Below are 25,509 nucleotides of genomic sequence, written 5' to 3'. Positions count from 1 at the left end.
TGCTGTTACACAGCGAAGACAGGAACAAGATCGTCCAGCAGTGGAGGGTCCGTAGATTCTTCTTCAGCAGCCCGCCACACCTGACCCGGTGGAAGACACACCGACCAGACTCAACGAGGCATGCGACTCTCCTCCACCTTCCTCACCATGCTTCAGGAGTCGTTATGCGTTCCGCCCTCGCCCTCCGCACCGCCATCGTCACCGCCGCCGTCGCGGGGACCCTTCTCGCACCGGCTGCCACCTCCGCCTTCGCGGCGGCGACCGCGCCGCAGACCGCGCTGTCCGCGGCGGCGACCTCGGACAACGGCCGGTACGAGGGCACGCCGGTCTACATAGGCGAGGGGCTGGTCGCGGTGCTGCGCAACAAGACCGAGGGCCCGGAGGCCTGGATCCGCTACGTGGGCACGGACTGGAAGCCGGGCGACGTCTACATGGTCCGCGTCATGGACAAGCTGGACCGCACCCACACCAGCGGTGTGGTGAGCGGGCTGGAGCTCAAGCTCACCAAGGCGGACACGGCGGTCCCCGTCCTCACGGTCACCAAGGCCGGCGTCACCAAGTCCTACCCGCTGCCGTCGGGCGAGGCCACCACGCCCGCGTCCTGCGTCTCCCCGGTCAAGACGGTGAAGCTCGGCGAGTACCGGTCCGCCGACCTGACGATGTCCCCCGAGGGCCCGAAGGCCTTCGTGCACAACCTGGAAGGGGACCCCGCGCCGCTGACCCTGGACCGCACCCACCCCAAGGGTCCGGACTCGGACACCCTGCGCATCGAGAACCCGAGCGGCGCCGCGCCGGTGCTCCGGTGGAAGTACCAGGCCGGCGACCCGGCCAAGAGCGCCTCCTTCCCCGCGCTCCCCAAGGGCTGCAAGGCCGAGTACCCGGTCAAGGACGACGAGCCCACCACCCCGGCCGAGAAGTGCGTCTCCGAGATCAAGACGCAGGTGATCGGCGCCGGCCTGAACGCCGAACTGACAATGTCCCCCAGCGGCCCGAAGGCCCTCATCCGGGGCGCCGGCGAGGACTCGGTGTGGCGCACGCTCACCCGCACCTCCTCCGCGCTGCCCACCTCGGACGGCATGTACCTGCGCATCGCCAACGCCAACGGCGCCCAGCCGGTGCTCGAATGGAAGACCCAGGGCGGCGACACCCCGATCAGCCGGACCTCCTTCCCCGCGCTCCCCAAGGGCTGCAAGGCCGACTACCCGGTCAAGGACGACGCGGCCGCGCCCGCGCCGAAGCCCTCCACCGTGTCGAACACCACCACCCAGACCAAGGGCCAGACCACCGTGGTTCCGCAGGGTGCGGTCGCGGCCGGTGCCGAGATCCCCGTCGCGACGGCCGCGGACACCGACAACACCACCACCCTTGCGGCGGGCGCCGGTCTCCTCGCGATCTTCGCCGCGCTCGGCGCGGGCGCCCTGCGCCGCCGCCGCAGCCACAGCTGACGCGGTCGGGCCGCGGCAGGCACCGCTGAGGCGGTCCGTCCGCCGCGGCTGACGGTGTCCGGCGGCCACCGCTGACGCGGCCCGCTCCGGCAGATCCCTCCCCCCTTCGGCGGGCCACCCTCGTGGTGGCCCGCCGGTCCCCGTTCAGGAGTTCCCCGATGCCCCGTGCCGCCCTCCGTGCCGCCGCGCTGCTCGCGCCGCTCGCCCTGACCGTCCTCACCGGCTGTGGGGGCGCCGCGCCGACGGCCGCCCCGACCGCCACCGGGCCCGCGCACGTGGCCACCGGTTCCCCCGCCCCCGCCCCGACCGCCGCGCCCGCCGCGCCGATGGCCGCCTCTGAGCCCGTACGGGTCCGCGTGCCCGCGGCGGGGGTCGACACCTCCCCGGTGCTCGGGCTCGGGCTGGCCGCCGACGGGACCGTCGAGGTGCCCTCCGTGGCGGACGGGGACAAGATCGGCTGGTACACCAAGGGCGTCACCCCCGGCGAGACCGGGCCCGCCGTACTGATCGGGCACTTCGACACCGCGCGGGGCCCGGCCGTGCTCAAGGACGTCTCGAAGGTCCACACCGGCGACGAGATCACGGTCACCCGGGCGGACGGCAGCACCGCCGTCTTCCGCGTGCGCGAGCTGGAACAGGTGGACAAAAAGAACTTCCCCACCGCGAAGGTCTACGGGGACACCGCACGCCCCGAGCTGCGCCTGATCACCTGCGGCGGCGACATCACCGCAGGCCACCGCCCCGACAACATCATCCTGTACGCCGATCTCGTACGTTGAGACGGCGTGAGGCAGAATCGGGCGCATGAGCAGCGAGCAGCCCACTGATGAACCGGTGTACGACGACCGGGTCTACCGCTCCCCCATGGCGACCGTCAGCGGAGTGGCGATGCTCGCCCTGCTCGCGTGGCTCTGCGGGGACACCGTGGTGCGGGGCAGCGGGAACGCCCCCTGGATCGCCGTCGCCGTCGCGCTGTGCCTCGCGCCGCTCATCGTGGCCTTCACCATCCGCCCGGCCGTCTTCGCCAACGCGGACCGGATGCGCGTGCGGAACCCCTTCCGGACCATCGAACTGCCCTGGGGCGCCGTGGACACCGTCCGCGCCCGGTTCTCGGCCGAGGTGGTGGCCGAGGGGGCGAAGTACCAGCTCTGGTCGATCCCCGTCTCCCTGCGGGAGCGCAAGCGCGTGAACCGCGTCAAGAACGGGCGGCCCAGCCGGCTCGGCGGGATCATGGGCCGGAGCATGACCGCTCCCGGCGAGGGCGCGCAGCAGCCGGGCGACGCCGCGCCGCGGGCCGCGGCCGACCAGAACGTGGAAGAACTGCGCGAACTGCACGAGCGCGGAGCCTCGCGGCCCGGCGCCCAGGGCACCGTCAAGGTGGCCTGGTCCTACGAGATCCTCGTGCCGTCCGTGATCGGCGCGCTGCTCCTGATCGTGTTGCTCGCCACGGGCTGACCGGCCCTTATCCCGGAACCGCGGGGACCGGACGGTGCGTCTCCACAGGTGTGCACCGTCTCAAGGGCAGCGGCCATGCCGCTCTTCACCTGCGGATCCGGCTTCTCTCCTGGGTCCTGCTGGCCGTTCACCTCTTCCTCGTCGGCTGGCTGATGCTGCGCCCCCTGAACGTCCCCTGGGCCGCCGCGGCCAATCTGACCCCGCTGGAGGGGATCCGGGCGGACCTCGCCTACGGGCCCCTCGAGGCGGCCCGCCGGATCGGCGGGGGGCTGGCGCTGCTGGCCCCGCTGGGGGTGCTGCTGCCGCTGGCCGGCGGGAGCGTGGGGCTGTCGCCGCTGGCCGCCTGGTCCTCGCTGGCCCGGACCGCCGCTGCGGGCGCGCTGGTCTCGGTCGGGGTCGCGATGCTCCAGACCGCGGTCCCGGGGCAGGTGGTCGACGTGGATTCGGTGCTGCTGAACACCCTCGGCGTGATGATGGCGCACCTGGCCGTCGTACCGGTGGTGCGGGCCCGGCTGCGGCGTTCCCCGAAGGGCGCTGCGAAGGGGGCCGGGAAGGGCGCTCCGGAAGGCCCTGCGAAGACCGCTCCGTCGGGGCCCTTTGCCAGGCCTCAGGGGGCTCCTCGGGTGGTCCCCGAGAGGGGCTCTCAGGGGGTGACCCCGAGAATTACCAGGGTCGGGCTCGGCCGCTGGAGCGACGTCCTCTCCGCGGTTCAGCGGGAGTATTGAGTCATCGAGGGAAAGCCTCCCGAGAAGACGACGAACGACCGAGGAGAGACCATGAGCGCCCTTGCCCGCCCCCGTGACGGACGATGGATCGGCGGAGTCTGTGCCGGTCTTGCGCGCCGATTCGGAATATCCGCGAACACGATGCGCCTCATATTCGTGGTGTCGTGCCTGCTCCCCGGCCCGCAGTTCCTGATCTACCTGGCGCTGTGGGTGCTCCTGCCGAACGACAAGACGGGCGCCGCCGGAACCGCCGGCTGGTAATTACCCGGCCGCCCGGTCGGTGGGCGGCCCGGTCAACTGGCGGCCCGATCAGCCGGCGGCCCGGTCAGCCGGCGGTCCGGTGCTCAGCGGGCCGCGCGGACCTTCTGGATCTGCTTGTCGGTCACCGCGTGCGGGACTTCGGGGGTCTTCCCGCTTCCCGTCACGTTGAGGGCCATCAGGCGCACGACGGTGTCCCCCTGGCGCACGACGACCAGGTGCACCTGGGCCGCGACGCCCGCCGCGGACACGGTCGTGGTCCAGCTGACGCTCTCGTCGCCACCCGCCTTGTAGTCGACCGCCTTGACCTCGCGGTAGCTGCCGGCCTTCTTCTCGACGGTGGCGTTGAAGCCCGTCGAGCAAGCGGGAACGGCGTCCTTGAGACGGGCGATCAGCGCCTTCGCGTCGGACTCGGTGTAGGAGCTGACCGAGGCGGAGACGGCGAGGCCCAGCTCCGTTTGCGAGCCGACGCCCCGGTTGACGGTTTCGCGCGCGGCCGGGTCGGGCTTGTCGCCCATGATGTCGGCGAGCGGCTGGCACGCCTTGCGGTCGGCCCGGGGCTGGCCGGTGGGGGCGTTGGGGTTCTTGCCGTTCGCGGAGATCTGGTAACCGGCCAGGTCCCCCTGCTCCAGGGCGGAGCGCTCCAGCCGGCTCGCGGCCCGCTTGGGCGCGGCCGTGCCGGAGGCACCCGCGGAGCCCGCGGCCCCGGGAGATCCGGCGGAGCCGGCCGATGCGTCTTGGCCGGGTGAGCTCGCGGAGCCCTTCGGGTCCGCGGAATTGCCGCTCGCGGAGGTGTGCGTACTACTGCATCCCACTGCCGCGAACAGCAGGGCGGGGAGCAGCGCGGCCGTGACGGTCCGAGCCTTCATGCGCATGATCGATTTACCTCATACCCCGTACGTCGGCGGGCAGTTGGCTGTGATCGTGGCACATGCCACGACGTGGCGCACACCTGCCCGAAGGGGTGTGCGCCACGTGTGCGTGCGTGCGAATCCCGCAGGTGCGGGTCAGCCGCCGAGGTTGCTGAGGCCGCCGAGCGGCAGGCCCCCGAGGCTGCTGGTGAGCTGGCCGACCGGGTCGCTCGACTGGGTGGCCGGCTGGCCCTCCTCGGCGTTCACGTGCTGCTGGCTGGTGAGGCCCTGGACGGTGCCCAGCGCGTCGCCGAGGCCGACGGCGGGGACGGCGGCCGAGGCGGTACCGGCGGCGACGGCGGCGAAGGCGGCACCGAGAGCGGCGACACCGAGGGTCTTGGCAGCTGACTGCTTCATGAAGGATCGTCCTTGCGACGGGGAAATGAGCGGCTCCGCAAACTAGTCACTTCAAACCCCGGCCCGCAAACATCATTAAATACGAGAAGGCGTCCGGGAATTGCTCCTCCCGGACGCCTTCAGTCAGTCATGCCGTGGCCTATGCCGAGACAGAACCCCTGGTGGAAGCGGTCTGACGGAACAGCCATTCCGACTTCAGCTCCGCATAACCCGGCTTGATCACGTCGTTGATCATGGCCAGTCGTTCATCGAAAGGAATGAACGCCGACTTCATCGCATTGACGGTGAACCACTGCATGTCCTCGAGCGAGTAGCCGAAGGTATCGACCAGGTGCTCGAATTCGCGGCTCATGCTGGTGCCGCTCATCAGCCGGTTGTCGGTGTTGACGGTCAGCCTGAAATGCAGCTTGCGCAGCAGGCCGATCGGGTGCTCGGCGTAGGAGAGCGCCGCGCCCGTCTGCAGGTTCGACGTCGGGCACATCTCCAGGGGGATGCGCTTGTCCCGGACGTACGAGGCCAGGCGGCCCAGCGTCACGGACCCGTCGGCGGCGACCTCGATGTCATCGATGATCTTCACGCCGTGCCCGAGCCGGTCGGCGCCGCACCACTGCAGGGCCTGCCAGATCGACGGCAGGCCGAAGGCCTCGCCCGCATGGATGGTGAAGTGGTTGTTCTCGCGCTTGAGGTACTCGAAGGCGTCGAGGTGGCGGGTGGGAGGGAACCCGGCCTCGGCACCGGCGATGTCGAAGCCGACCACGCCGTTGTCGCGGTAGCGGTTGGCCAGCTCCGCGATCTCCAGCGCGCGGGCCGCGTGGCGCATCGCGGTGAGCAGGGCGCCGACGCGGATGCGGTTGCCGTTGGTCCGCGCACGGCGCTCGCCCTCGCGGAAGCCCTCGTTGACGGCCTCGACGACCTCTTCGAGGGTCAGGCCGGCTTCCAGGTGCTGCTCGGGCGCGTAGCGGATCTCGGCGTACACGACGCCGTCCTCGGCCAGGTCCTGTGCGCACTCGGAGGCGACCCGGAACAGGGCCTCCTTCGTCTGCATGACCGCGCAGGTGTGCGCGAACGTCTCCAGATAGCGCGGGAGGGAGCCGGAGTCGGCGGCTTCGCGGAACCAGATGCCGAGCTTGGCGGCGTCGGTCTCGGGAAGGTTCTCGTAGCCGACCTTGTCAGCCAGCTCGATGATGGTCCCGGGGCGCAGACCACCGTCGAGGTGGTCGTGCAGGAGCACCTTCGGGGAGCGGCGGATCTGATCCGGGGTGGGCAGGTTGGGGGTCTCGCTCGTCATCTGGGCACTCTAGCTCCTACGCGCGTAGAGCGGGTGCGCTGGCGCGGGATCCGATATGCAACATTGACCGCTCCCCTCCCCGAAGGGAGTGATTCCCCCCTTCGGGGGCGGTGTGGGGATTTCCGGCTCGAGCTGCCTTTCGAACCAGCGGTTCATCGGGGCTTCCGCTCTCGGCGCCGACCGGGTTCAGACCTGCCCGGACGAGCATCACGCGCGCGGAGTTCTCGTCTCTGGGTGACACGGCTCCGCACGCGGTGCAGGTGTAGGTGCGCATGCCCGGCGGCAGTGCGTGCTTGGCCTTGGGTGGCGCCGATGGCGGCGTCAGCGGCCTTCCTCGCCATGGTCGATTTGGCGAGGAAGCGGGGCCGGAAGTCCTCGACCGCCAGGACATCCCGGCCCGCTGGCGCACCGGCAACCGGTCCTTGACGTCCTTCGACGCCTTCGCCCGGGACTTCCCGAAGTCCCGGATCAGCTGCTGCTGCGGAACACTCGCGCCCTCACGCAGCCATGGCGTGCGAGCGCGGGCCTCGGTCAGCATCCGATCGAGCTGCGCCTGGCCGCAGGTCTGTGTCTCCACGCCGCCCACCGGGAGGGCCCGGTTCCAGGCGTGGACCTGCTTCGACTTCGCCACGCACTCGTTCCAGACCCACCGGCACCGGTCCCACTCCGCCACCAGCGCGGCGAGCGCGTAGCGCCGCCGTCCGCCTCACTCCCTGAAACCCCGGCATCCCCACCCGAACGGGCGACCGATGCATCGTGCTCACCAGATGGCCATCAACCCTGAAATACCTTGACCGTGCGAACAGCTGACGTACACCTCCGGGTCTGAGACTGTTTCGCCATGGCACAGCATGCGCCGTCGGCGCGCGGGGCCCGTCTGGGGCGGGCGGCCGGCGCGACCGGCTCGATTTCCACGGTCAGTGGTGTGGTGCTCCTGCTTCCCGGAGCGTCCAGATTGTCCCCCGGTCCGGTACGGCCGCTCGCTCGGGCACTGGCCCGCGCCGGCGCGGCGGACGGGCTGGTGACACACCAGGTCATCCACGGCGGGGGCACCCGGGAGGCGGAGGCCGAATGGGCGGCCGACGAGGTGGTCCGCAGGTACGGGGACGTGCCGGTGTGCCTGGCCGGATACGACGCGGGCGGCCGGGCGGCCCTCGTCGCGGCGGGACACGAGGCCGTCAACTCCGTTCTGGCCCTTGCCCCTTCACTGCCGAAACGGTCCGCCTCGGACTCCCCCGAACCGGTGAAACAGCTGTCGGGACGCCGGGTGTTGATCGTGCACGGCACCAACGACGCCCGCAGCGACCCGGAGTTGTCGTACCGACTGGCGACCCGGGCGAAGAAGGCCAACCGCACGACGTGCCGCTTCGAGGTGCACTCCGACGGCCACGGACTGCGCGAGCACCAGGCCGAAGTCGTGGCCCTGTCCGTGGACTTCGTCCTGGGCTCGGTGTTCAGCGGCCCTTACTCGCGCCCGGTCACCGACGCACTGGCGGCTCCGCCGCCGCTGGGTCTGCGGATGCCGCTCGCCTCCGGCTACGGGCGTTCGCTGCGCGGCTGACGCCCCGAATACGGACGTCCCGACCCGGCGGGCAGCACGCGGCTCCTCCAGGGGCAGGCTCCGGGTTCCGCCCCACTCCGCGGGGACCGCGAGGTCGGGCAGCGCCCGGACGACGACCGGGGCGCCGGCGAAGCGGCCGGGGCCGCGTTCGGGGCTGTGGGTGGTGGCGGCGAGGACTAGGTCGCCTCTTTCGGATCTTGTCGGTCAGGTCCGCGTCGTCCGGTGCCGTGCCCCGGCAGCGCGGCGAGGTGCGGTGCCGGGCGGCGCGGACCCGGCAAGATCCGAAAGAGACGGCCTTGGCCCCTGGCGGACATCGGCGCGACGCCCAGGGCGAGCGCCAGGAAGGTCCCGCCGGACGAGGCCCGTCTGCTGCGCAGCGTGAGCCAGGTGATGGTGAGCATGTGCGGTACCCCCGTGGGCGGTTGGGCCGGCGCGAAGGCCGGTCGGCCAGCCGGGCCCGAGGGCGTCACAGCGGCCGGGGCGGCATCAGGGGGTGTCCGACTGGTGCGCGCCGTCCGGCCCGGTCAGGGAGGTGCGGGCGGCAGCGACGGGCGGGCGGAACGCCTGGGCCCGCGGTCCGCCGCGACGCCGGAGCGGAGCGGTTGCGGGGGCCTCGCGGGGCGGTAACCGGTGGTTGCGCGGAGCGGCGCCGGTGCTCGCGCGGAGCAGTTCCGGTGGCCACGCGGAGCGGTGTCGGTGGCCGCGCGGAGCAGAGCCGGTGGCCGGGGAACGGTGTCGGTGGTCGCGCGGGGCGGTAACCGGTGGTTGCGCGGAGCGGCGCCGGTGCTCGCGCGGAGCAGTGCCGGCGGTGGGGGCACGTTGTCGGTGGTCGCGCGGGGCCGCCCGTGCCGGCCGCACCGTCCCCTCCCGGTCGGACGACACGGGCGGGCCCGGCGCAACCACCTGAGGCACGCGACCGCGCGAGGGCGCGTTGCCATGACGGCGAAGCACGGACTCGTGGAAGCCCGCACCCTCCCCCGAGAACGCCGTGGTACCACTGTGCCGGTTCGGCATATGCTCGCGAAGATCGAGGGGCATCGTCTTGACGCCTTGCGGGAACACGAGGGGTTTACGAATCATCACAGGCCGGGACGAATATGGACATGCCAGCGGATGAAGCGGACCAGCTGAGCCCCGTGGCCCGACGCTTGTACGGGTACGCGGCCGAGCGGCACGCCTTCACCGAGGCCGAGGCCGCCCAGCTGCTGGGCGACCCGGCCGCCGTCTCCACCGCCATCGCCGAGCTCACCGCCGCACACCTGCTCCAGCCCCGCCCGGACGCCTCCGGGGACGGCTCGACGGATGGCTCGACGGGCGGCTCGACGGACAGTCCGGCCGACGGACCGGCCGACGGACCGGCCACGGAGTCCCCCGACTGCGCCCCCGTGCGCTGGAGCGCCGTGTCCCCGCGGGCCGCCACCGCCCGGACGCTGGCCCCGCTGGCCCTGCGGGTGCGCGAGACCCACGACGAGATGGACCGGCTGCGGGCCCTGCTGGAGACGCTGATCCCGCAGTACGAGGCGGGCGCCTCGCAGCGGGACCGCGACGGGGTGGACAGCCTGGAGATGATCACCGACCAGGACGCTCTGCGGGACCTGCTCCAGGGATTCTCCGCGTCGGCCGAGTGCGAAATACTCACCTGCCATCCGGGTGGCGGCCGTCCGGCCGAGATCCTGGCGGAGGCGGTGCTGCGGGACGAGGCGCTGCTGACCCGGGGCGTGCGGCTGCGCACGATCTACCAGCACACCGCCCGCTACTCTCCCCCGACGGCCGCGTACGTCGAGCGGGTGACCGCGCTCGGCTCGCAGGTCCGTACCGTCGGCGACGGCCTGATGCGGATGATCCTCGTCGACCGGCACACCGGCCTGATGGAGGTTCAGGGCGACAGCAAGGCGGCGCTGCTGGTGCGCGAGCCGAACGTCGTCCACTTCATGGTGCAGACCTTCGAGCGCTCCTGGTCGGCCGCGGAGCCCTTCACCACCACCATCGGCCCGGATCAGGCCCGTTCCATCTCCGAGGAGCTCCGCCAGACCATCGTGCGGCTGCTGGCGGAGGGGATGGAGGACAAGATCATCGCCCGGCGTCTCGGCATGTCCGAGCGGACCTGCCAGCGCCACATCGCCGAGATCATGCGCGCCGTGGGCGCCAAGTCCCGCTTCCAGGCGGGGTACCTGCTGTCGGCGGCCATCGCCCCGGCCCCGCTCACGCCCCCGGCCGCGGCTCCGGAAGTTCCGGGAGCTCCGGAATGAGGCGCCCGCGCCGCGACAGCAGGAACCTCTTGAACTGAGCCACCGGCGGCGTGTCCGGATGCCCGTCCAGCCAGGCCACCCCGATCTCGCGGACCGCGCGCGGAGCGGTGACCGTCAGCTCGACCACCCCCGGCCGGGCCACGGCCGGCGGCGGCAGCAGCGCGACGCCGAGCCCGGCCGCGACGAGCCCGCGCAGGGTCTCGGCCTCCTCGCCCTCGAAGGCCACCCGGGGGGTGAACCCGGCCTCCGCGCAGAGGTCGTCGGTGATCCGGCGCAGGCCGTAGCCGGGCTCCAGGGTGACGAAGGTTTCCTCGGCGGCCTCGGCCAGCCGGATCCGCTTGCGGGTGGCGAGGCGGTGGTCGTCGGGGACCACCAGGCGCAGCCGCTGCTCGTCGAGGCGGCGGGCCACCAGATCGGGGGCGTCGGGCAGCGGCGAGGTCAGGCAGAGGTCGAGTTCGCCGGCCCGGAGCTTCTCCAGCATGGCTTCGCCGTAGTTCTGGACCAGCGAGAACCGTACGCCCGGATGGTCGGCCCGGAAGGCGCGGATCAGCCCGGGTACGGTCTCGGGGCCCAGGGTGTGCAGGAACCCGAAGGCGACCTTGCCGAAGGACGGGTCCGCGTCCTGCTGGACGGAGCCCGCGGCGCGGGCGATCTCCGCCAGGGAACGCTCGGCGGAGGCGAGGAAGGTGCGGCCGGCGGTGGTGAGGGCGACGGTGCGGCCCTTGCGGGCGAACAGGGCGACGCCCAGGTCCTGTTCGAGGCGGACCATGGCCCGCGACAGGGTGGACTGGGGGACGCCCAGCTCGTGCGCGGCGCGGGTGACGTGCTCGTGCCGGGCGACGGCGACGAAGTACGCGAGGCGCGGGGCCAGCGCATGTGTCACGGCCATGTCTTCTTCGTAACGACTCATCGATAGGCACCCATCTGACCTGTACTGATGCACCAGTGGATCGATTATCGCGAATCCGTGCATTGGACGCATGAAAAGACCGGCTCTACGGTCGTACACATGCCTCCCGCTCATACCGGGGCACCCACCACCGTGGGTGCCTCCACCTCGCCTTTCCCCGCCGCAGTCGAGACCACCGCAGTCGAGACCTCGGCCGCCACGGCCTCCGCGCCCGAGACCCCGGCCCCCGAAGCCCGTGAGCCCGGCCGCCCCGGCTACCGCCGGATGAGCCTCGCGCTCTTCGCCGCGGGCCTGGCCACCTTCGCCCTCCTCTACTCCACCCAGGCCCTGCTCCCCGCGATCTCCGCCGGCTTCGGCGTGACGGCGGGTCAGGCCAGCTGGACGGTCTCGGCGGCCACCGGCGCCCTCGCGCTGCTCGTCCTGCCGCTGAGCGCGCTGTCCGAGCGGTTCGGCCGGACCCGGATGATGACCTGCTCGATGATCGTGGCCGTGGGCGTCGGCCTCCTCGTCCCCTTCGCGCCGAACCTGGAGTGGCTGATCGCGCTGCGCGCCGTCCAGGGTGCGGCGATCGCCGGCATCCCGGCCTCGGCGATGGCGTACCTGGCGGAAGAGGTCAAGCCGAAGGCGCTGGTCGCCGCGATCGGCCTGTTCGTCGCGGGCAACTCCATCGGCGGCATGAGCGGCCGCCTCGTCACGGGCTGGGCGGCCCAGGCCTGGGGCTGGCGCGGCGGGCTGCTGACCGTCGGCCTGATGTCGCTGGCCTGCGCGGTGGCCTTCCTGGTCCTCCTCCCCCGGGCCCGGTTCTTCCGGCCGGCCTCGCTGAACCCGCGCGCGGTGGGACGTACCGTCTCCGGGCACCTGCGCGATCCGCTGCTGCTGCGCCTGTACGGGATCGGCGCGCTGTTCATGACCGTCTTCGGCGCCGTCTACACCGTCATCGGCTACCGCCTGGTCGAGGAGCCGTTCTCCCTCGGGCAGGGCGTCATCGGCTCGATCTTCCTGGTCTACCTGGTCGGTACGGTCTCCTCCGCGGCCGCCGGACAGCTGGTGGCGCGCACGGGCCGGCGCGGGGCGCTGTACCTCGCGGTGACCACGACCGCCCTCGGCCTGCTCCTCTCCCTGTCGGACTCCCTGCCCTCCATCCTGCTGGGCCTGGTCCTGATCACGGCCGGGTTCTTCGCGGGCCACGCGGTGGCCTCGGCGGCGGTGAGCCGCACGGCGAAGACGGGCCGCGCGCAGGCCTCGGCGCTCTACCAGTCCGCGTACTACATCGGCTCCAGCGCCGGCGGCACCCTGGGCGCCCTCGCCTACCACTCGGCGGGGTGGGGGGCCACGGTCGCCCTGGCCCTGCTCGCGGTCGTCGGCGTCGTCTCGATCACCCTGTACGGGTCCCACGCGGCCCGGGCAGCGCACGCGGCGGCACTGCCCGCCCGCTGACCGGTATGACCGGCTGACGGACCCGGATGGCATGATCGCCGGTCATGCCCCTAGTCAACATTCACCTGGTCCTCGGTGACACGGTCAGCATGATCTGTCCGGCCCGCGTAGTGGAGGACCGCGCCGACGGCCTGCTGCTGTGGATCGCCCCCGGCACGCCGGTCTGGCGCGCCGAACTGCCGCCCGGCACCCACCTGCGGGACCTGCCGCCGGGCGGCTCGTACCCGCTGCGGGCCAGCCGCTGGCGGCGCGGGGGCGCGCTGATCCTCCAGCCGGCCGGGGCCGGGCACGCGGTGTGGTGGACCTTCACCGAGGAGCAGGAGTTCCGGGGCTGGTACGTCAACCTCGAATCCCGCACGCGGGCCGGTGCGGACGTCCGCGTGACCGACCAGGAGCTGGACATCACGGTCGCCCCGGACCGCGTGTGGCAGTGGAAGGACGAGGAGTCCTTCGCCGCGAAGACCGGCCACCCGGTGTACTGGACGGCGGCCGAGGCGGAGGCGATACGCGCGGAGGGCGTCCGCGTCACGGGGCTCGTCGAGTCGGCCTCGTACCCCTTCGACGGCACGCGCTGCGATTTCCGCCCGCCCGCCGCGTGGCCCCTGCCGGACCTCCCGGAGCTGCCGCTGGGGCGGGTCACCGCTCCCTCGGGGGTGCTGGTGCTGGGGAAGGCGGGCTGGATCGACCACCGGCGGGACGGGGCCCCGCTCTGGTCGGAGCGCGCCCTCGCGGTGGCGGCCGCGGGCGGCGGCCACGTCCACGACGGCGAGCCCGCCGAGCCCGCCACGTGGGGCTACGAGGCGATAGCCGTTCCGGCCGCCGCCGACCGGCCGTTGCCGGTACGGGCCCGGACCGCTCCCTCCCCCTTCGACGACGAACCGGTGATCTCCACCCTGGAGGTCTCCCTCGGCCTCCCCTGGGACCACGCGGCCCACGGCCCCGGCCCGGTCCCCCTCGGCGACCTCCCGGTCGACCGCTGCGGCATGGTCCTGGGCGACGCCCGCGCCCTGGACGGCTTCGCGGGCCTGAGCGGCGAGTCCGTGGACGGGCTGGCCGACGTCAGGTACTGGGGCGGGCACGCGGAGGAAGCCCACGCGGTCTTCGGCGGCGAGCCGGTATCCGGCGCCGGAGACCGCGGCTTCCTCGACCTCCCGCTCGCGGAGGCGGAGGCCCTCGCCGGGCGGATGGCGGACTGGGTCCGCGAAGGCGCGGGCAGGGGCCTGATGGTCTCGGTGGACGCCCACACCGATTACCACCGCTTCCAGCGCGCGGGCTGGGGCCACCCGCTGCTGGCCGGGGTGGTCGAAGTGGGCGGCTGCCGGGTGCTCGGGCTCGGCTGGGACGGTGGGGACCACTCGATGCGCCACCGCGGGGAGCGGGCGTACGGGCAGGTGTACCCGGTGACGCTGGAGGAGCGCGCGGGTGAGGCCGTGCTGTGCTGGACCATCCCGCCCTACGAGGCCGGCGCGGAGGCCTGACCTGGCACTTCCCGGGGCCGCCGCGTGCCGGGCTGCGGTTGTCAGAGGCCTCGGGTAGTTTCCGAAGTATCCGGAACTACCAGGGGGATCAAGGGACATGACGGAAACGACCGACCGCGGGACCAGCCCCGAGCTGGATGCGGCCCTGGACCGGTACCGCGTCGAGCTCACCGGCTACTGCTACCGCATGCTCGGCTCCTCCTTCGACGCCGAGGACGCCGTGCAGGACACGTACATCCGTGCCTGGCGCAGCTTCGACAAGTTCGAGGGCCGTTCCTCCCTGCGCTCCTGGCTGTACCGGATCGCCACGAACGTCTGCCTGGACCTGCTGAACGCGGGGAACAAGCGCGCCCGCCCCATGGACCTGACCGCCCCCCAGCACCAGGCCTCCGCGATCCTCAACGAGCGGCCCGAGGTGACCTGGCTGGAGCCGGTCCCGGACGGCCGGGTGCTCCCGCAGACCGCGGACCCGGCGGAGATGGCGCTGGCCAAGGAATCCGTCCGCCTCGCCTTCGTCGCGGCGCTCCAGCACCTGCCGGCCAAGCAGCGGGCGGTGCTGATCCTGCGCGAGGTGCTCGCCTGGAAGGCCGACGAGGTCGCCACCCTGCTGGACACCACCGTCGCCTCGGTCAACAGCGCCCTGCAGCGGGCCCGCGCCACGCTCTCCGCGACCCGGATCCGCGAGAGCGAGGCCGCGGACCCGCTCGACGCCGGGCAGGTCAAGCTGCTGGAGCAGTACCTCTCCGCCTTCGAGGCGTACGACATCACCCGCCTGACCACCCTGCTCCACGAGGACGCGGTGCTGTCGATGCCGCCCTTCGACCTGTGGCTGCGCGGCCACGAGGACATCGCCGCCTGGCACCTCAACCAGGGCATCGGCTGCAAGGGCTCGCGCCTCCTCCCGACCACGGCGAACGGCATGCCGGCCTTCGGCCAGTACCGGCCGCGCGAGGACGGGCAGCCGGGGTGGACCCCGTGGGCGCTCCAGGTCCTGGAGATCTCAGACGGGAAGATCGTCGGGCTCAACGCCTTCCTGGACACCCCCCGGTGGTTCCCGCTCTTCGGCCTCCCCGAGCAGCTCGACGAGTCCTACGAGGTCCAGCAGGGCGCGTAGGGCCGGACCGGCCCCGGTGATCCGCAGGGGCCGGTCCCCGGCGGTGAGGCGCAGCCGGGCCAGCGCCTCGACCGTGCCCAGGCCCGGCGCGGTGACGGCGGCCGCGTCGCACACCACCGCGGCCGCGCCGCCCTCGTACAGCAGGGCGAGCCGGGCGCACAGCCGGGCCGTGTCCTGCGCGGTCGGGGGCGGTCCGGGCAGCACGAGTCGCATGATCTCCACGAAGGGGTGACTCCCCCGCGGCCCGGAACTCATCGGCGGGGCGGACGAACGGGCAGGCGGCCGGGCACGACGAACGGGACCGGCGCCGAGCGCCGGTCCCGTTCGTCGTACGAGGATCCGCGGATCAGGCGATGCGGTCCAGCACGATCGGGGTGGCGGAGAAGGAGGTGCCCGCCGCCGCGATGTCGAAGGAGCCGTCCAGCGCCGCGAGGGCGTAGTCGAACTTCTCCGGGGTGTCCGTGTGCAGGGTCATCAGCGGCTGGCCCGCGGTCACGGTGTCGCCCGGCTTCGCGTGCAGCTCGATGCCGGCGCCCGCCTGGACCGGGTCCTCCTTGCGCGCGCGGCCGGCGCCCAGGCGCCAGGCGCCGACGCCCACCCCGTACGCGTCCAGGCGCGTCAGGACGCCCGAAGCGGTGGCGGTGACCACGTGCTGCTCGCGGGCCACCGGCAGGGCCGCGTCCGGGTCGCCGCCCTGGGCCGCGATCATCCGGCGCCACACGTCCATCGCGGAGCCGTCGGCCAGCGCCTTCGCCGGGTCGGCGTCCTTGATGCCCGCCGCGTCCAGCATTTCCCGCGCGAGGGCCAGGGTCAGCTCGACCACGTCCGAGGGGCCGCCGCCCGCCAGGACCTCCACCGATTCGCGGATCTCCAGGGCGTTGCCGGCGGTCAGGCCGAGCGGGGTGGACATGTCGGTGAGCAGGGCGACCGTCTTGACGCCCGAGTCGGTGCCCAGGCCCACCATGGTGCGCGCCAGTTCGCGCGCGTCCTCGATGTTCTTCATGAAGGCGCCGGTGCCGACCTTCACGTCCAGGACGAGGGAGCCGGTGCCCTCGGCGATCTTCTTGGACATGATGGAGGAGGCGATCAGCGGGATGGCCTCGACGGTGCCCGTGACGTCGCGCAGCGCGTAGAGCTTCTTGTCGGCCGGGGCCAGCCCGTCGCCCGCGGCGCAGATGACGGCGCCGGTGGTGTCCAGGACGTGCAGCATCTCCTCGTTGGAGAGCAGCGCGCGCCAGCCGGGGATGGATTCCAGCTTGTCCAGGGTGCCGCCGGTGTGGCCGAGGCCGCGGCCGGAGAGCTGCGGTACGGCCGCGCCGCAGGCGGCGACGAGCGGGGCCAGCGGCAGGGTGATCTTGTCGCCGACGCCGCCCGTGGAGTGCTTGTCGGCCGTCGGGCGGGAGAGCGAGTCGAAGTTCATCCGCTCGCCGCTCGCGATCATCGCGGCGGTCCAGCGGGCGATCTCGGTGCGGTTCATGCCGTTCAGCAGGATGGCCATCGCCAGCGCCGACATCTGCTCGTCGGCGACCACGCCGCGCGTGTACGCGTCGATGACCCAGTCGATCTGCTCGGGGCTCAGTTCGCCGCGGTCCCGCTTGGTGCGGATGACGGAGATGACGTCCATGGAAGTGCTTCCTTCTACGCGCATAGAGAGAGGGTTTTCCCGTTACCGGAGGACGGACGGCCCTCCGCCCGGCAGGGCGGAGGGCCGTCGTCGTGACTATCTGAGGTGGTCGGGCCCGAAGGCCTGCGGCAGCATCGCGGAGAGCGGCAGGATGCCCTCCGGCGTCTCCACCTGGAGTTCCGGGCCGCCGAACTCGAACAGCAGCTGGCGGCAGCGGCCGCACGGGACGAGGATCTCGCCCTTGCCGTCCACGCACGTGAAGTGCGTCAGCCGGCCGCCGCCCGTGGCCTGGAGGGAGGAGACCAGGCCGCACTCGGCGCACAGGCCGAGTCCGTAGCTCGCGTTCTCGACGTTGCAGCCGACGATGGTACGACCGTCGTCGACCAGCGCGGCGACGCCGACCGGGAAGCCCGAGTACGGGGCGTACGCGCGGGACATGGCGTCCCGGGCGGCCTCGCGCAGGGTCTCCCAGTCCACGGCGCCGAGCACCTCGTGGGGCGCCGTCACTTGCCCTGGCCCTTGCGGTACGGCATGCCGTCCGCCTTGGGCATCCGCAGGCGCTGCGCGGACAGCGCGAGCACGAGCAGCGTGGTCAGGTAGGGGGCGGCGTCCACGAACTGGCTGGGCACCGCGTCGGTGAGTGCGTACCAGAGGAACAGCAGCACGGCGAAGACCGCCGAGACGCCGGCCTGGACGTACTTCTTCTTGTAGAGCTGCCAGGCGACGACCAGGACCAGCAGGATCGCGATGAGCAGCAGCATCGCGTGGACGTTCTCGGCGCCGCCGCGCAGCTTGAGGCTGTCGGTGAAGCCGAAGAGGCCCGCGCCCAGCGCCATGCCGCCCGGCATCCAGTTGCCGAAGATCATCGCGGCGAGACCGATGTAACCGCGGCCGCCGGTCTGGCCCTCCTGGTAGATCGGGCTGGCCACGATCGACAGGAACACGCCGCCCAGGCCCGCCAGGGCGCCCGAGACGATCACGGCGATGTACTTGTACTTGTAGACGTTGACGCCGAGCGATTCGGCGGCGACGGGGTTCTCGCCGCAGGAGCGCAGCCGCAGGCCGAAGGTGGTGCGCCAGAGCACCCACCAGGTGCCGGGGATGAGCAGCAGTGCGACGACGGTCAGCAGCGACAGGTTGGTGACCAGGCCGCCGATGACTCCGGCGAGGTCGGAGATGAAGAACCAGTGCTTGCCCTGGAGGGTCGCCATCCAGTCGGACAGCCCCGGCACGGTGATCTTGTAGATCTCCTCGACGCGCGGGGACTGCTTGGAGGAGCCGCCGGGCGCGTCGGCGAAGGTGAAGTTCGACAGGTACTGGGTGAAGCCCAGCGCCAGGATGTTGATGGCCACACCGGAGACGATGTGGTTCACGTTGAAGGTGACCGTGATGATCGCGTGCAGCAGGCCGCCGATGGCACCGCCGATCAGGCCGACGAGGACGCCGGTCCACGGGCCCCACTGGTAGCCGGCCCAGGCGCCGAACCAGGTGCCGAGGATCATCATGCCTTCGAGGCCGATGTTGACCACGCCCGCGCGCTCGGCCCACAGGCCGCCGAGGCCGGCGAGGCCGATCGGCACGGCGAGGGAGAGCGCTCCGGAGACCTGGCCGATCGAGGTCAGGTCGTTGGCGCCGCTGATCACGCGGACCAGCGAGACCAGCGCGAGTCCGCCCGCGACGATCAGCATGATCCACGGGAGGGTGAGCTTCTTGCGTCCGCCCTGCTTCTTGGGCGCAGCGCTGGTCGCGGAAACGGTGCTGGTGCTCACGCCGAGACCTCCTTCTCGGTCTTGATCGCGAGGCCTGCGGCCAGTTCCTCGCCGACCTTCTGCTGCTGGCGGCGGATGCCGTAACGGCGGACGAGCTCGTAGGAGACGACGACCGCGATCACGATCAGGCCCTTCATGATCGTGCCGATCTCCTTGGCGTACCCGGCCGTGTCGAGCGAGGCCGAGGCCTTGTCGATGAAGGCCATCAGGAACGCGGCGAAGAAGATGCCGATCGGGCTGTTGCGGCCGAGGAGCGCGATGGTGATGCCGGTGAAGCCGACACCGACCGGGAAGGACAGGCTGTACGTGTGGCTCTCGCCCAGCAGGACCGGCATGCCGGCGAGGCCGGCGACGGCGCCCGAGATGAGCATCGAGGTGATGATCATCTTCTTGGCGTCCACACCGGAGGCCTGCGCGGCGGACTCGCTGGCGCCGGTGGCGCGCAGGTCGAAGCCGAAGCGGGTGCGGTTGAGCGTGAACCAGTAGACGATGCCCAGCGCGAAGGCGACGAAGGTGAACCCGTAGATCTCCAGGCCGTCGCCGAAGGCGAGGGCCGGGAACCAGCCGGACTTGGGGATCTCACCGGTGGTCAGGTCGTTGGAGCCCGCGGGCTGGACGCCGAGGTTCTTCGGCAGGATCAGCCAGGCGATCAGGCTCGTCGCGATGGCGTTCAGCATGATCGTGGAGACGACCTCGCTGACGCCGCGCTTGGCCTTCAGGATGCCGGCGATGCCGGCCCAGGAGGCACCGACCAGCATGGCGACGACCACGATCAGCAGGATGTGCAGCGGACCGGGCAGCGTGACCGCCGCGCCGACCACCGCGGACAGCATCGCCGCGAGGCGGTACTGGCCGTCGACGCCGATGTTGAAGAGGTTCATCCGGAAGCCGATGGCCACGGCCAGGGCCGCCAGGTAGTACGTACCGGCCTGGTTGATGATGAGGACCTGGACGTCCTCGTAGCCGGCGTTCTCCACCATGAGGCGCAGCGGTTCGATCGGGTCGACGCCCGTCGCCGCCAGCACGATCATGGTCAGCGCGAAGGCGGTGACCAGGGCGAGCGCGGGGCCGGCGAAGCCGAGGAGCAGCCGGTCCTTGTCGAATTTCTTCATCGGGCCTCGTCCTCCGGAGAGTCGGTACGGGCGTCCGTGCCGGCGTCGGAGCGGTTGTCGGTGGCTTCCAGGTGCCCGGAGGCGGCGCCCGTCATGGCGGTGCCGAGTTCCTCGGGGGTCACGGTCGCGGGGTCGGCGTCCGCGACCAGGCGGCCGCGGTAGATGACGCGCAGGGTGTCGGACAGGCCGATCAGCTCGTCCAGGTCGGCGGAGATCAGCAGGACCGCCAGGCCTTCGCGGCGGGCCGCGCGGATCGCGTCCCAGATCTGCGCCTGCGCGCCCACGTCCACACCACGGGTGGGGTGGGCGGCGATGAGGAACTTCGGGTTGTGGCTCATCTCGCGGCCGACGATCAGCTTCTGCTGGTTGCCGCCGGAGAGCGAGGAGGCGGTGACCTCGATGCCGGGCGTGCGGACGTCGTACTCGCGCACGATCCGCTCGGTGTCCTTGCGGGCGGCCTTCGGGTCGAGGATGCCGCGCTTGGAGTTGGGCGCCTCGGTGACGTGGCCGAGGATGCGGTTCTCCCAGAGCGGGGACTCCAGCAGCAGACCGTGCCGGTGGCGGTCCTCGGGGATGTAGCCGATGCCGCCCTCGCGGCGCTTGCGCGTCGCGACGGTGGAGATGTCGGTGCCGTCCAGCGTGATGGTGCCGCCGTCCGGGATGCTCATGCCCATCAGGGCCTCGATGAGCTCCGTCTGGCCGTTGCCCTCGACGCCGGCGATGCCGAGCACCTCACCCTTGTGGATGGTGAGGTTGATGTTCGCCAGCACCTCGCGGACCACGCCGTCCGGGTCGGTCGCGGCCAGCCGCAGGTCCTGGACCTTGAGCATCGGCGTGGTGGTGACCGTGGACTCGCGGGTCTCGGGCGAGGGGAGTTCGGAGCCGACCATCAGCTCGGCGAGCTGCTTCGTCGTGGTGTTGCGCGGGTCGGCGGTGCCCACCGTGGTGCCGCGCCGGATGACGGTGATGTCATCGGCGACCTTCAGGACCTCGCCCAGCTTGTGCGAGATGAAGATGACGGTCAGGCCTTCGGCCTTGAGCTCGCGCAGGTTGTCGAAGAGGGCGTCGACCTCCTGCGGTACGAGCACGGCGGTCGGCTCGTCGAGGATGAGGATCTTGGCGCCGCGGTAGAGGACCTTGAGGATCTCCACGCGCTGCCGGTCGGCGACGCCGAGGTCCTCGACCAGGGCGTCGGGGCGCACGCCGAGGCCGTACGCGTCCGAGATCTCCTTGATCTTCTTGCGCGCCTTCGCGCCGATGCCGTAGAGCTGCTCGCCGCCGAGAACGACGTTCTCCAGGACGGTGAAGTTGTCGGCCAGCATGAAGTGCTGGTGCACCATGCCGATGCCGCGGGCGATGGCGTCGCCGGGGCTGTGGAAGGAGACCTGCTCCCCGTCGATCGCGATGGTGCCCTCGTCCGGCTTCTGCATGCCGTAGAGGATCTTCATCAGGGTCGACTTGCCGGCGCCGTTCTCACCGACGAGGGCGTGGACCGTGCCCTTGCGGACGGTGATCGCGATGTCCTTGTTGGCGACGACGCCGGGGAAGCGCTTGGTGATGCCGTGCAGTTCTACGGCGGGGGGCGGGCTGGACGCGTTGATGACGCACTCTCCTTGGCGCGGAAGGAGCTGAAGGCAGGGAGGGGGACAGGGCGGGGAGAGAAAGTATCGCGTCCACGATGCTTCTACGCGCGTAGCACTGTCGAAAGTGAAAACTTGCGGCCAACCGGCCACAAGATCACACGAAACCACGTGAGACGGATCGGGGCCCGGGAGCGATAGAGACCGCTTCCCGGACCCCGGAGACCACGCTTACTGCATGTCAGACAGTGCCTTACGGCGCGGTCTTGACGGTGATCTTCTTGGCGATGATGTCGGCCTTGGCCTTCTCGACCGCGGCGACGACGTCCGTCATCTTCTTGTACTCGGGGTTGGAGTCGGCCAGGCCGACGCCGTCCTTGTCGAGGCCGTAGCGGACCTCACCGGACTCGGGCTTGCCGTCCTGGACCGACTTGATCAGGTTGAAGACGGAGAGCGAGACCTGCTTGGTGACCGAAGTCAGGATGCGGTCCTTGTACTTCGCCAGACCGGCCTGGTTGTACTGGTCCGAGTCGACGCCGATGGCCCACTTGCCCTTGGCGGCGGTGGCCTCGATGGCACCGGAGCCGGCCAGACCGGCGGCCGCGTAGACCACGTCGGCGCCCTTGTCGAGCTGACCCTCGGCGGCGGCCTTGCCCAGGTCGGGCTTGGCGAAACCGTCGAAGTTCGGCGGCTGGGTCAGGTACTGGGTGAGCACCTTGGCGTTCGGGTTGGTGTCCTTGACGCCCTGGACGAAGCCCGCCTCGAACTTCTTGATCAGCGGAACCTCGACACCGCCGATGAAGCCGACCGTGCCGGTCTTGGACGCCTTGGCGGCGGCGACGCCGGCCAGGTAGGAGCCCTGCTCCTCGTTGAAGACGAGGTTGGCGATGTTCGGAGCGGTCACCGAGGTGTCGTCGATGATGCCGAAGGTGGTCTTCGGGAACTTCTCCGCGACCTTCTTGATGGCCGGCGCGTAGGAGAAGCCGACGCCGATGACCGGGTTGTTGCCCTTGCGGGCCAGCTCGGTCAGGCGCTGGACCTTGTCGGCCTCGCCCTCGCCGTCGGTGGGCTCCGCCTCGGCGCCCTTGACCTGCAGGTCCTTCTCGGCCTGCTGGAGGCCGGCGTAGGCGGCGTCGTTGAACGACTGGTCGCCGCGGCCACCGATGTCGTACGCGATGGCGACGGACTTCTCCGGGGAGGAGGAGGCCGACGACGAGTCCGAGGACTTCTTACCGCCACAGGCGGTGGCCGAGAGGGCCAGCGCTGCGGACGCGATGCCCACGGTGGCGATCCTGGTGATCCGGCGCAAGGGGAGGCTCCTTCAAAACCTGACCGAAGCGCCACGACCGGCGCTGGTTTCGCCGAGATCGTAACGCGCGTAGATGTCAGTTAAAGGCCCGTTCATGAGTCGTTATCGGATCGTCGTGAACCAGACAGTGACCGATCGGTAACTCCTGCCCCGTCCAGCCCTTGTGTACCAAGGGCTGGACGCTACCGGTCGGTCGGCTGTGAATGCTGTACGGATTTCGGCCAGTCGGTGGCGGCGAGTCAGCCCGCGGGCCTGGCGTGGCGCACTTCCAGCGACCGGCCGTCCAGCAGCGCGGCGGCCGTGAAGAACTCCACGCCGACCCCGATCGCGGCCTCGTCCACGTCGAAGTCGCCCCGGTGCAGGTCCCGCTTGGCCGTGTCGCCGGGGGTGCGGACCCCCAGCCGGGCCATGGCCCCGGGCACGTGCTCCAGGTACCAGGAGAAGTCCTCGCCGCCCAGGCTCTGCTCGGTGTCCTCGATCGCGTCGGCGCCGAGCCGGGCCGCCATCGCCTCGCGCAGCAGTTCGGTGATCACGGGGTCGTTGACCACCGGGGGCACACCGCGGACGTAGGTGATCTCCGACTTGGCGCGGTGCAGGGAGGCGATCTCGTCGATGGCCGCGTGGATCTGGTCGGGGGCCTCGTGCCAGGCGTTCAGGTCCAGGCAGCGGATGGTCCCGGACAGCTCCGCGTGCATCGGGATGACGTTGCAGGCGTGTCCGGCCTCGATCCGGCCCCAGGTGACGGACATGCCCGAGCGGGCGTCCATCCGCCGGGCCAGCACGGCCGGCAGGTCGATGGCGAGCCGGGCGGCCGCCGTCACCAGGTCGGTGGTCAGGTGCGGACGGGCGGTGTGCCCGCCCGGCCCTTCCAGGGCGACCTCCAGCCGGTCGCAGGCCGAGGTGATGGGCCCGCTGCGCAGCCCGATCCGCCCGGCGTCGACCCGGGGGTCGCAGTGCACGGCGATGATCTTGCCTACGCCGTCCAGCACCCCGGAGTCGATGGCCTCGGTGGCGCCGCCCGGCAGGACCTCCTCGGCGGGCTGGAAGAGCAGCCGCACCGGCCGGGGCAGCAGGCCCTGGCGGTCGAGCTCGGCGAGGACGAGCCCGGCGCCGAGGACGACGGCCGTGTGCACGTCGTGGCCGCAGGCGTGGGCGCGGTCCGGGACGGTCGAGCGGTACGAGACGTGCGTCTTGGCATCCGGGATGGGCAGGGCGTCGATGTCCGCGCGCAGGGCCAGCATGGGCCGCACCCGGTCCCAGGTCCCGACGTCACAGATGAGGCCGGTCCCCGATTTCAGCACCTTCGGGCGCAGGCCCGCTTTCTCCAGCCGGGCCTTGATCGCCGCCGTGGTGCGGAACTCGTGGTGTCCCAGCTCGGGATGCATGTGCAAGTCCCGGCGGAAGGCGATCAGTTCGGCACGCAGGTGGTCCGGAAGCTTGCCGGGCAGCTCGGGCCGGTCGGGCTTGCCGGGCAGGGCGGTCTGGGACTCGCGGGACATCAACTGGTTCACCCGTTTAAGGGTAGGCGCACCTCCACCTCAACTGGCTGGAGATCACCAAAAGTTCATGCCGTTAGGGGAAAGAAACCCGGCCTCTGGACGCATGACCGGATGTGAGCGGGGGTAAACTCGCGCGCTCACTCCGGCCCTCATCCGGCCGCCGGGGCCGCCTGAGCAGGAAGTCTGTGCACATCGCGGGCCGTGTCGGTGACCCCGGCGAGAAAACCGCGGGCCCGCGCCGAGGCGCCCTGCGTGAGCCAGAGCGGATCCACATCGCATACGGCCACCGTCACACCGGTACCGGTCAGGGCGTAGGGCAGCGTGTGGACGACCGTGGACGGAAAGCTGACGATCGTACGGCCGACCGGTCCACGCCGCGCGATCAGCTCCAGCGGCAGGTCCGGACGTACGATCTCCAGCCCCGTCGCCTCGCTCAGCGCGCGCAGCTTCTCCGGGGACTCCCGGCGGTGCGCGAAGTAGCGGGTGGCCCCGTGCTCCAGGGCCAGGGCGCGGACCGCCTCCCGGTAGCGGTCCGGATCGACCACCCCGGTCTCCACCAGCGAGGTCCCGACCAGGTCGGTGCCCTTGGTCAGGCGCGGCGGGCCGAAGCGGGCCCGGGTCCAGGCGAAGTCGTTGAGCCGCACGGTCATCGCGGCGTGCGGGGCGCTCACCGGCATCGAGGTGAACACCTCGACGCGGCGGCTGCCGCCCGGCCGCGGGGTGAACCGCCGCCGGGCGTTCGCCGACACCGGTGCGTACGCCAGCTCGCGCAGCCGGCCCGGCAGTCCGCCGCCGCCGACCCGGTGCCAGCGCACGAGCCGCTCGCCGCGGGAGGTCTGGGCGACGAACTCCATGGTGGCCGTGCCGTCGTCGACCACGACGAGCTCCTCGGCCCGGACCAGGGTCAGCAGGAGCTGCACGTACCGCGAGAAGGGGTCCCCTATGACCACCCGCCGCGCCGCCCGCACCTCGCGCGCGAGCGCGGCGAGCGCCTTCACCGGCGCGAAGCGGCCGCCGCGCGCCTCCTGCCAGCGCACCTCGTGGCCCTCGTCCCGCGCCAGCCCCGCCATCCGGCGCAGCTGCCCGCGGGACATCGGGTCGGTGGGCGGCAGCACGACGATCCGTACCCCCGTCCCCTCCCCTTCGCCCAGGCGCCGCTTGGCGGACCGCGCGGGCGGGCCCTCGCCGTCCGGCCCGGGCGGCCCTGCGGCGGAGCGGGAGGGCTGGCGCGGCACGCCGTCGAGCAGCCTGCCGGGCTCGGATGCCGGTCCGCTGCGCGCGTGGGCCCACTCCAGGACGTTGAGGAGCTGGACGGGGCTCTCCACGAAGGCCAGGGTCCGGGCGGAGGCGGGGGTGTGTGCGGGGGCTGAGCGGGTCACCGGGAACTCCTCGTCAGAGGGCGGAAGGGGACGACACGCCGGGCGTACG

The 25,509-nt window shown here is 71.7% G+C and carries 23 protein-coding genes and 1 pseudogene; 10 read left to right on the top strand and 14 right to left on the bottom strand.

What is annotated here, in order from left to right; genetic code table 11:
- Positions 1–164: 164 nt before the first annotated feature.
- The 5 genes from OHU74_RS22570 to OHU74_RS22550 all read left to right on the top strand — a co-directional run bounded on the left by OHU74_RS22570 (position 165) and on the right by OHU74_RS22550 (position 3,886).
- Positions 165–1,445 (top strand): hypothetical protein, encoded by a 1,281-nt coding sequence (locus OHU74_RS22570; protein WP_371617562.1) that lies wholly within the window; start codon positions 165–167, stop codon positions 1,443–1,445.
- Between the two features lie 158 nt (positions 1,446–1,603).
- Positions 1,604–2,224, top strand: a complete 621-nt coding sequence (locus OHU74_RS22565; protein ID WP_371617561.1) for a class F sortase — start codon at positions 1,604–1,606, stop codon at positions 2,222–2,224.
- A gap of 25 nt (positions 2,225–2,249) precedes the next feature.
- Complete coding sequence (locus tag OHU74_RS22560; RefSeq protein WP_371617560.1) at positions 2,250–2,900, top strand: PH domain-containing protein; 651 nt, start codon at positions 2,250–2,252, stop codon at positions 2,898–2,900.
- 89 nt (positions 2,901–2,989) lie between these two features.
- The gene (locus OHU74_RS22555) at positions 2,990–3,625 is read left to right on the top strand and encodes a VanZ family protein (RefSeq protein ID WP_371619766.1); all 636 of its coding nucleotides are present in this window, start codon (positions 2,990–2,992) and stop codon (positions 3,623–3,625) included.
- 51 nt (positions 3,626–3,676) lie between these two features.
- Complete coding sequence (locus OHU74_RS22550; protein WP_330298220.1) at positions 3,677–3,886, top strand: PspC domain-containing protein; 210 nt, start codon at positions 3,677–3,679, stop codon at positions 3,884–3,886.
- Positions 3,887–3,969: 83 nt separating this feature from the next.
- Here OHU74_RS22550 and OHU74_RS22545 read toward each other — a convergent pair whose 3' ends face one another.
- The 4 genes and pseudogenes from OHU74_RS22545 to OHU74_RS22530 form a co-directional block, all read right to left on the bottom strand.
- On the bottom strand, positions 3,970–4,758 hold the full coding sequence (locus tag OHU74_RS22545; RefSeq protein ID WP_371617559.1) for a hypothetical protein: 789 nt from the start codon (positions 4,756–4,758) through the stop codon (positions 3,970–3,972).
- Between the two features lie 132 nt (positions 4,759–4,890).
- Positions 4,891–5,151 carry a hypothetical protein gene (locus OHU74_RS22540; protein ID WP_371617558.1) on the bottom strand — a complete coding sequence of 87 codons (261 nt, stop codon included), beginning with the start codon at positions 5,149–5,151 and terminating at the stop codon, positions 4,891–4,893.
- Between the two features lie 139 nt (positions 5,152–5,290).
- Complete coding sequence (locus OHU74_RS22535) at positions 5,291–6,439, bottom strand: adenosine deaminase (protein ID WP_371617557.1); 1,149 nt, start codon at positions 6,437–6,439, stop codon at positions 5,291–5,293.
- 130 nt (positions 6,440–6,569) lie between these two features.
- Positions 6,570–7,115, bottom strand: a pseudogene (locus OHU74_RS22530) (hypothetical protein); the annotation flags it as partial.
- 165 nt (positions 7,116–7,280) lie between these two features.
- Here OHU74_RS22530 and OHU74_RS22525 point away from each other — a divergent pair.
- Together OHU74_RS22525 and OHU74_RS22520 are read left to right on the top strand one after the other, a co-directional pair.
- Positions 7,281–8,000 carry an alpha/beta hydrolase gene (locus OHU74_RS22525; RefSeq protein WP_371617556.1) on the top strand — a complete coding sequence of 240 codons (720 nt, stop codon included), beginning with the start codon at positions 7,281–7,283 and terminating at the stop codon, positions 7,998–8,000.
- Positions 8,001–9,103: 1,103 nt separating this feature from the next.
- On the top strand, positions 9,104–10,249 hold the full coding sequence (locus tag OHU74_RS22520) for a LuxR C-terminal-related transcriptional regulator (protein ID WP_371617555.1): 1,146 nt from the start codon (positions 9,104–9,106) through the stop codon (positions 10,247–10,249).
- On the opposite strand, the gene OHU74_RS22515 is transcribed toward OHU74_RS22520, so the two are convergent.
- Positions 10,203–11,159: a LysR family transcriptional regulator gene (locus OHU74_RS22515; protein ID WP_371617554.1), complete on the bottom strand. Its 957-nt coding sequence runs from the start codon at positions 11,157–11,159 to the stop codon at positions 10,203–10,205. The genes OHU74_RS22520 and OHU74_RS22515 overlap by 47 nt on opposite strands.
- 99 nt (positions 11,160–11,258) lie before the next feature.
- Between OHU74_RS22515 and OHU74_RS22510 the strand changes: the two genes are divergently transcribed.
- The 3 genes from OHU74_RS22510 to OHU74_RS22500 all read left to right on the top strand — a co-directional run bounded on the left by OHU74_RS22510 (position 11,259) and on the right by OHU74_RS22500 (position 15,188).
- The gene (locus OHU74_RS22510; protein ID WP_371617553.1) at positions 11,259–12,596 is read left to right on the top strand and encodes an MFS transporter; all 1,338 of its coding nucleotides are present in this window, start codon (positions 11,259–11,261) and stop codon (positions 12,594–12,596) included.
- Positions 12,597–12,640: 44 nt separating this feature from the next.
- Complete coding sequence (locus OHU74_RS22505) at positions 12,641–14,074, top strand: DUF402 domain-containing protein (protein WP_371617552.1); 1,434 nt, start codon at positions 12,641–12,643, stop codon at positions 14,072–14,074.
- A gap of 97 nt (positions 14,075–14,171) precedes the next feature.
- Positions 14,172–15,188, top strand: a complete 1,017-nt coding sequence (locus OHU74_RS22500; RefSeq protein WP_371617551.1) for a sigma-70 family RNA polymerase sigma factor — start codon at positions 14,172–14,174, stop codon at positions 15,186–15,188.
- Here OHU74_RS22500 and OHU74_RS22495 read toward each other — a convergent pair.
- The 9 genes from OHU74_RS22495 to OHU74_RS22455 all read right to left on the bottom strand — a co-directional run bounded on the left by OHU74_RS22495 (position 15,075) and on the right by OHU74_RS22455 (position 25,460).
- Positions 15,075–15,401, bottom strand: coding sequence for an STAS domain-containing protein (locus tag OHU74_RS22495; RefSeq protein WP_371619765.1), 327 nt, complete (start codon positions 15,399–15,401; stop codon positions 15,075–15,077). The genes OHU74_RS22500 and OHU74_RS22495 overlap by 114 nt on opposite strands.
- A 133-nt stretch (positions 15,402–15,534) precedes the next feature.
- Positions 15,535–16,812 carry a thymidine phosphorylase gene (locus tag OHU74_RS22490; RefSeq protein WP_371617550.1) on the bottom strand — a complete coding sequence of 426 codons (1,278 nt, stop codon included), beginning with the start codon at positions 16,810–16,812 and terminating at the stop codon, positions 15,535–15,537.
- Between the two features lie 96 nt (positions 16,813–16,908).
- Positions 16,909–17,319 carry a cytidine deaminase gene (locus tag OHU74_RS22485; protein WP_371617549.1) on the bottom strand — a complete coding sequence of 137 codons (411 nt, stop codon included), beginning with the start codon at positions 17,317–17,319 and terminating at the stop codon, positions 16,909–16,911.
- On the bottom strand, positions 17,316–18,581 hold the full coding sequence (locus OHU74_RS22480) for an ABC transporter permease (protein ID WP_371617548.1): 1,266 nt from the start codon (positions 18,579–18,581) through the stop codon (positions 17,316–17,318). Before OHU74_RS22480 ends, OHU74_RS22485 begins: the two co-directional genes overlap by 4 nt.
- Positions 18,578–19,693, bottom strand: coding sequence for an ABC transporter permease (locus OHU74_RS22475; RefSeq protein ID WP_330298204.1), 1,116 nt, complete (start codon positions 19,691–19,693; stop codon positions 18,578–18,580). Before OHU74_RS22475 ends, OHU74_RS22480 begins: the two co-directional genes overlap by 4 nt.
- Positions 19,690–21,294, bottom strand: a complete 1,605-nt coding sequence (locus OHU74_RS22470; RefSeq protein WP_371619764.1) for an ABC transporter ATP-binding protein — start codon at positions 21,292–21,294, stop codon at positions 19,690–19,692. The genes OHU74_RS22475 and OHU74_RS22470 overlap by 4 nt, the downstream gene beginning before the upstream one ends.
- A 232-nt stretch (positions 21,295–21,526) precedes the next feature.
- Positions 21,527–22,582 carry a BMP family protein gene (locus OHU74_RS22465; RefSeq protein WP_371617547.1) on the bottom strand — a complete coding sequence of 352 codons (1,056 nt, stop codon included), beginning with the start codon at positions 22,580–22,582 and terminating at the stop codon, positions 21,527–21,529.
- A gap of 239 nt (positions 22,583–22,821) precedes the next feature.
- Complete coding sequence (locus OHU74_RS22460) at positions 22,822–24,081, bottom strand: amidohydrolase (RefSeq protein ID WP_371619763.1); 1,260 nt, start codon at positions 24,079–24,081, stop codon at positions 22,822–22,824.
- Between the two features lie 149 nt (positions 24,082–24,230).
- Positions 24,231–25,460 carry a hypothetical protein gene (locus tag OHU74_RS22455; RefSeq protein WP_371617546.1) on the bottom strand — a complete coding sequence of 410 codons (1,230 nt, stop codon included), beginning with the start codon at positions 25,458–25,460 and terminating at the stop codon, positions 24,231–24,233.
- Positions 25,461–25,509 lie beyond the last annotated feature (49 nt).

Origin of the sequence: Streptomyces sp. NBC_00454 (assembly GCF_041434015.1) — a bacterium.
Taxonomy (GTDB): Bacteria; Actinomycetota; Actinomycetes; order Streptomycetales; family Streptomycetaceae; genus Streptomyces.
The sequence above is the reverse complement of the archived record's forward strand: the minus strand, read 5'-3'. Positions and strand labels throughout refer to the sequence as shown.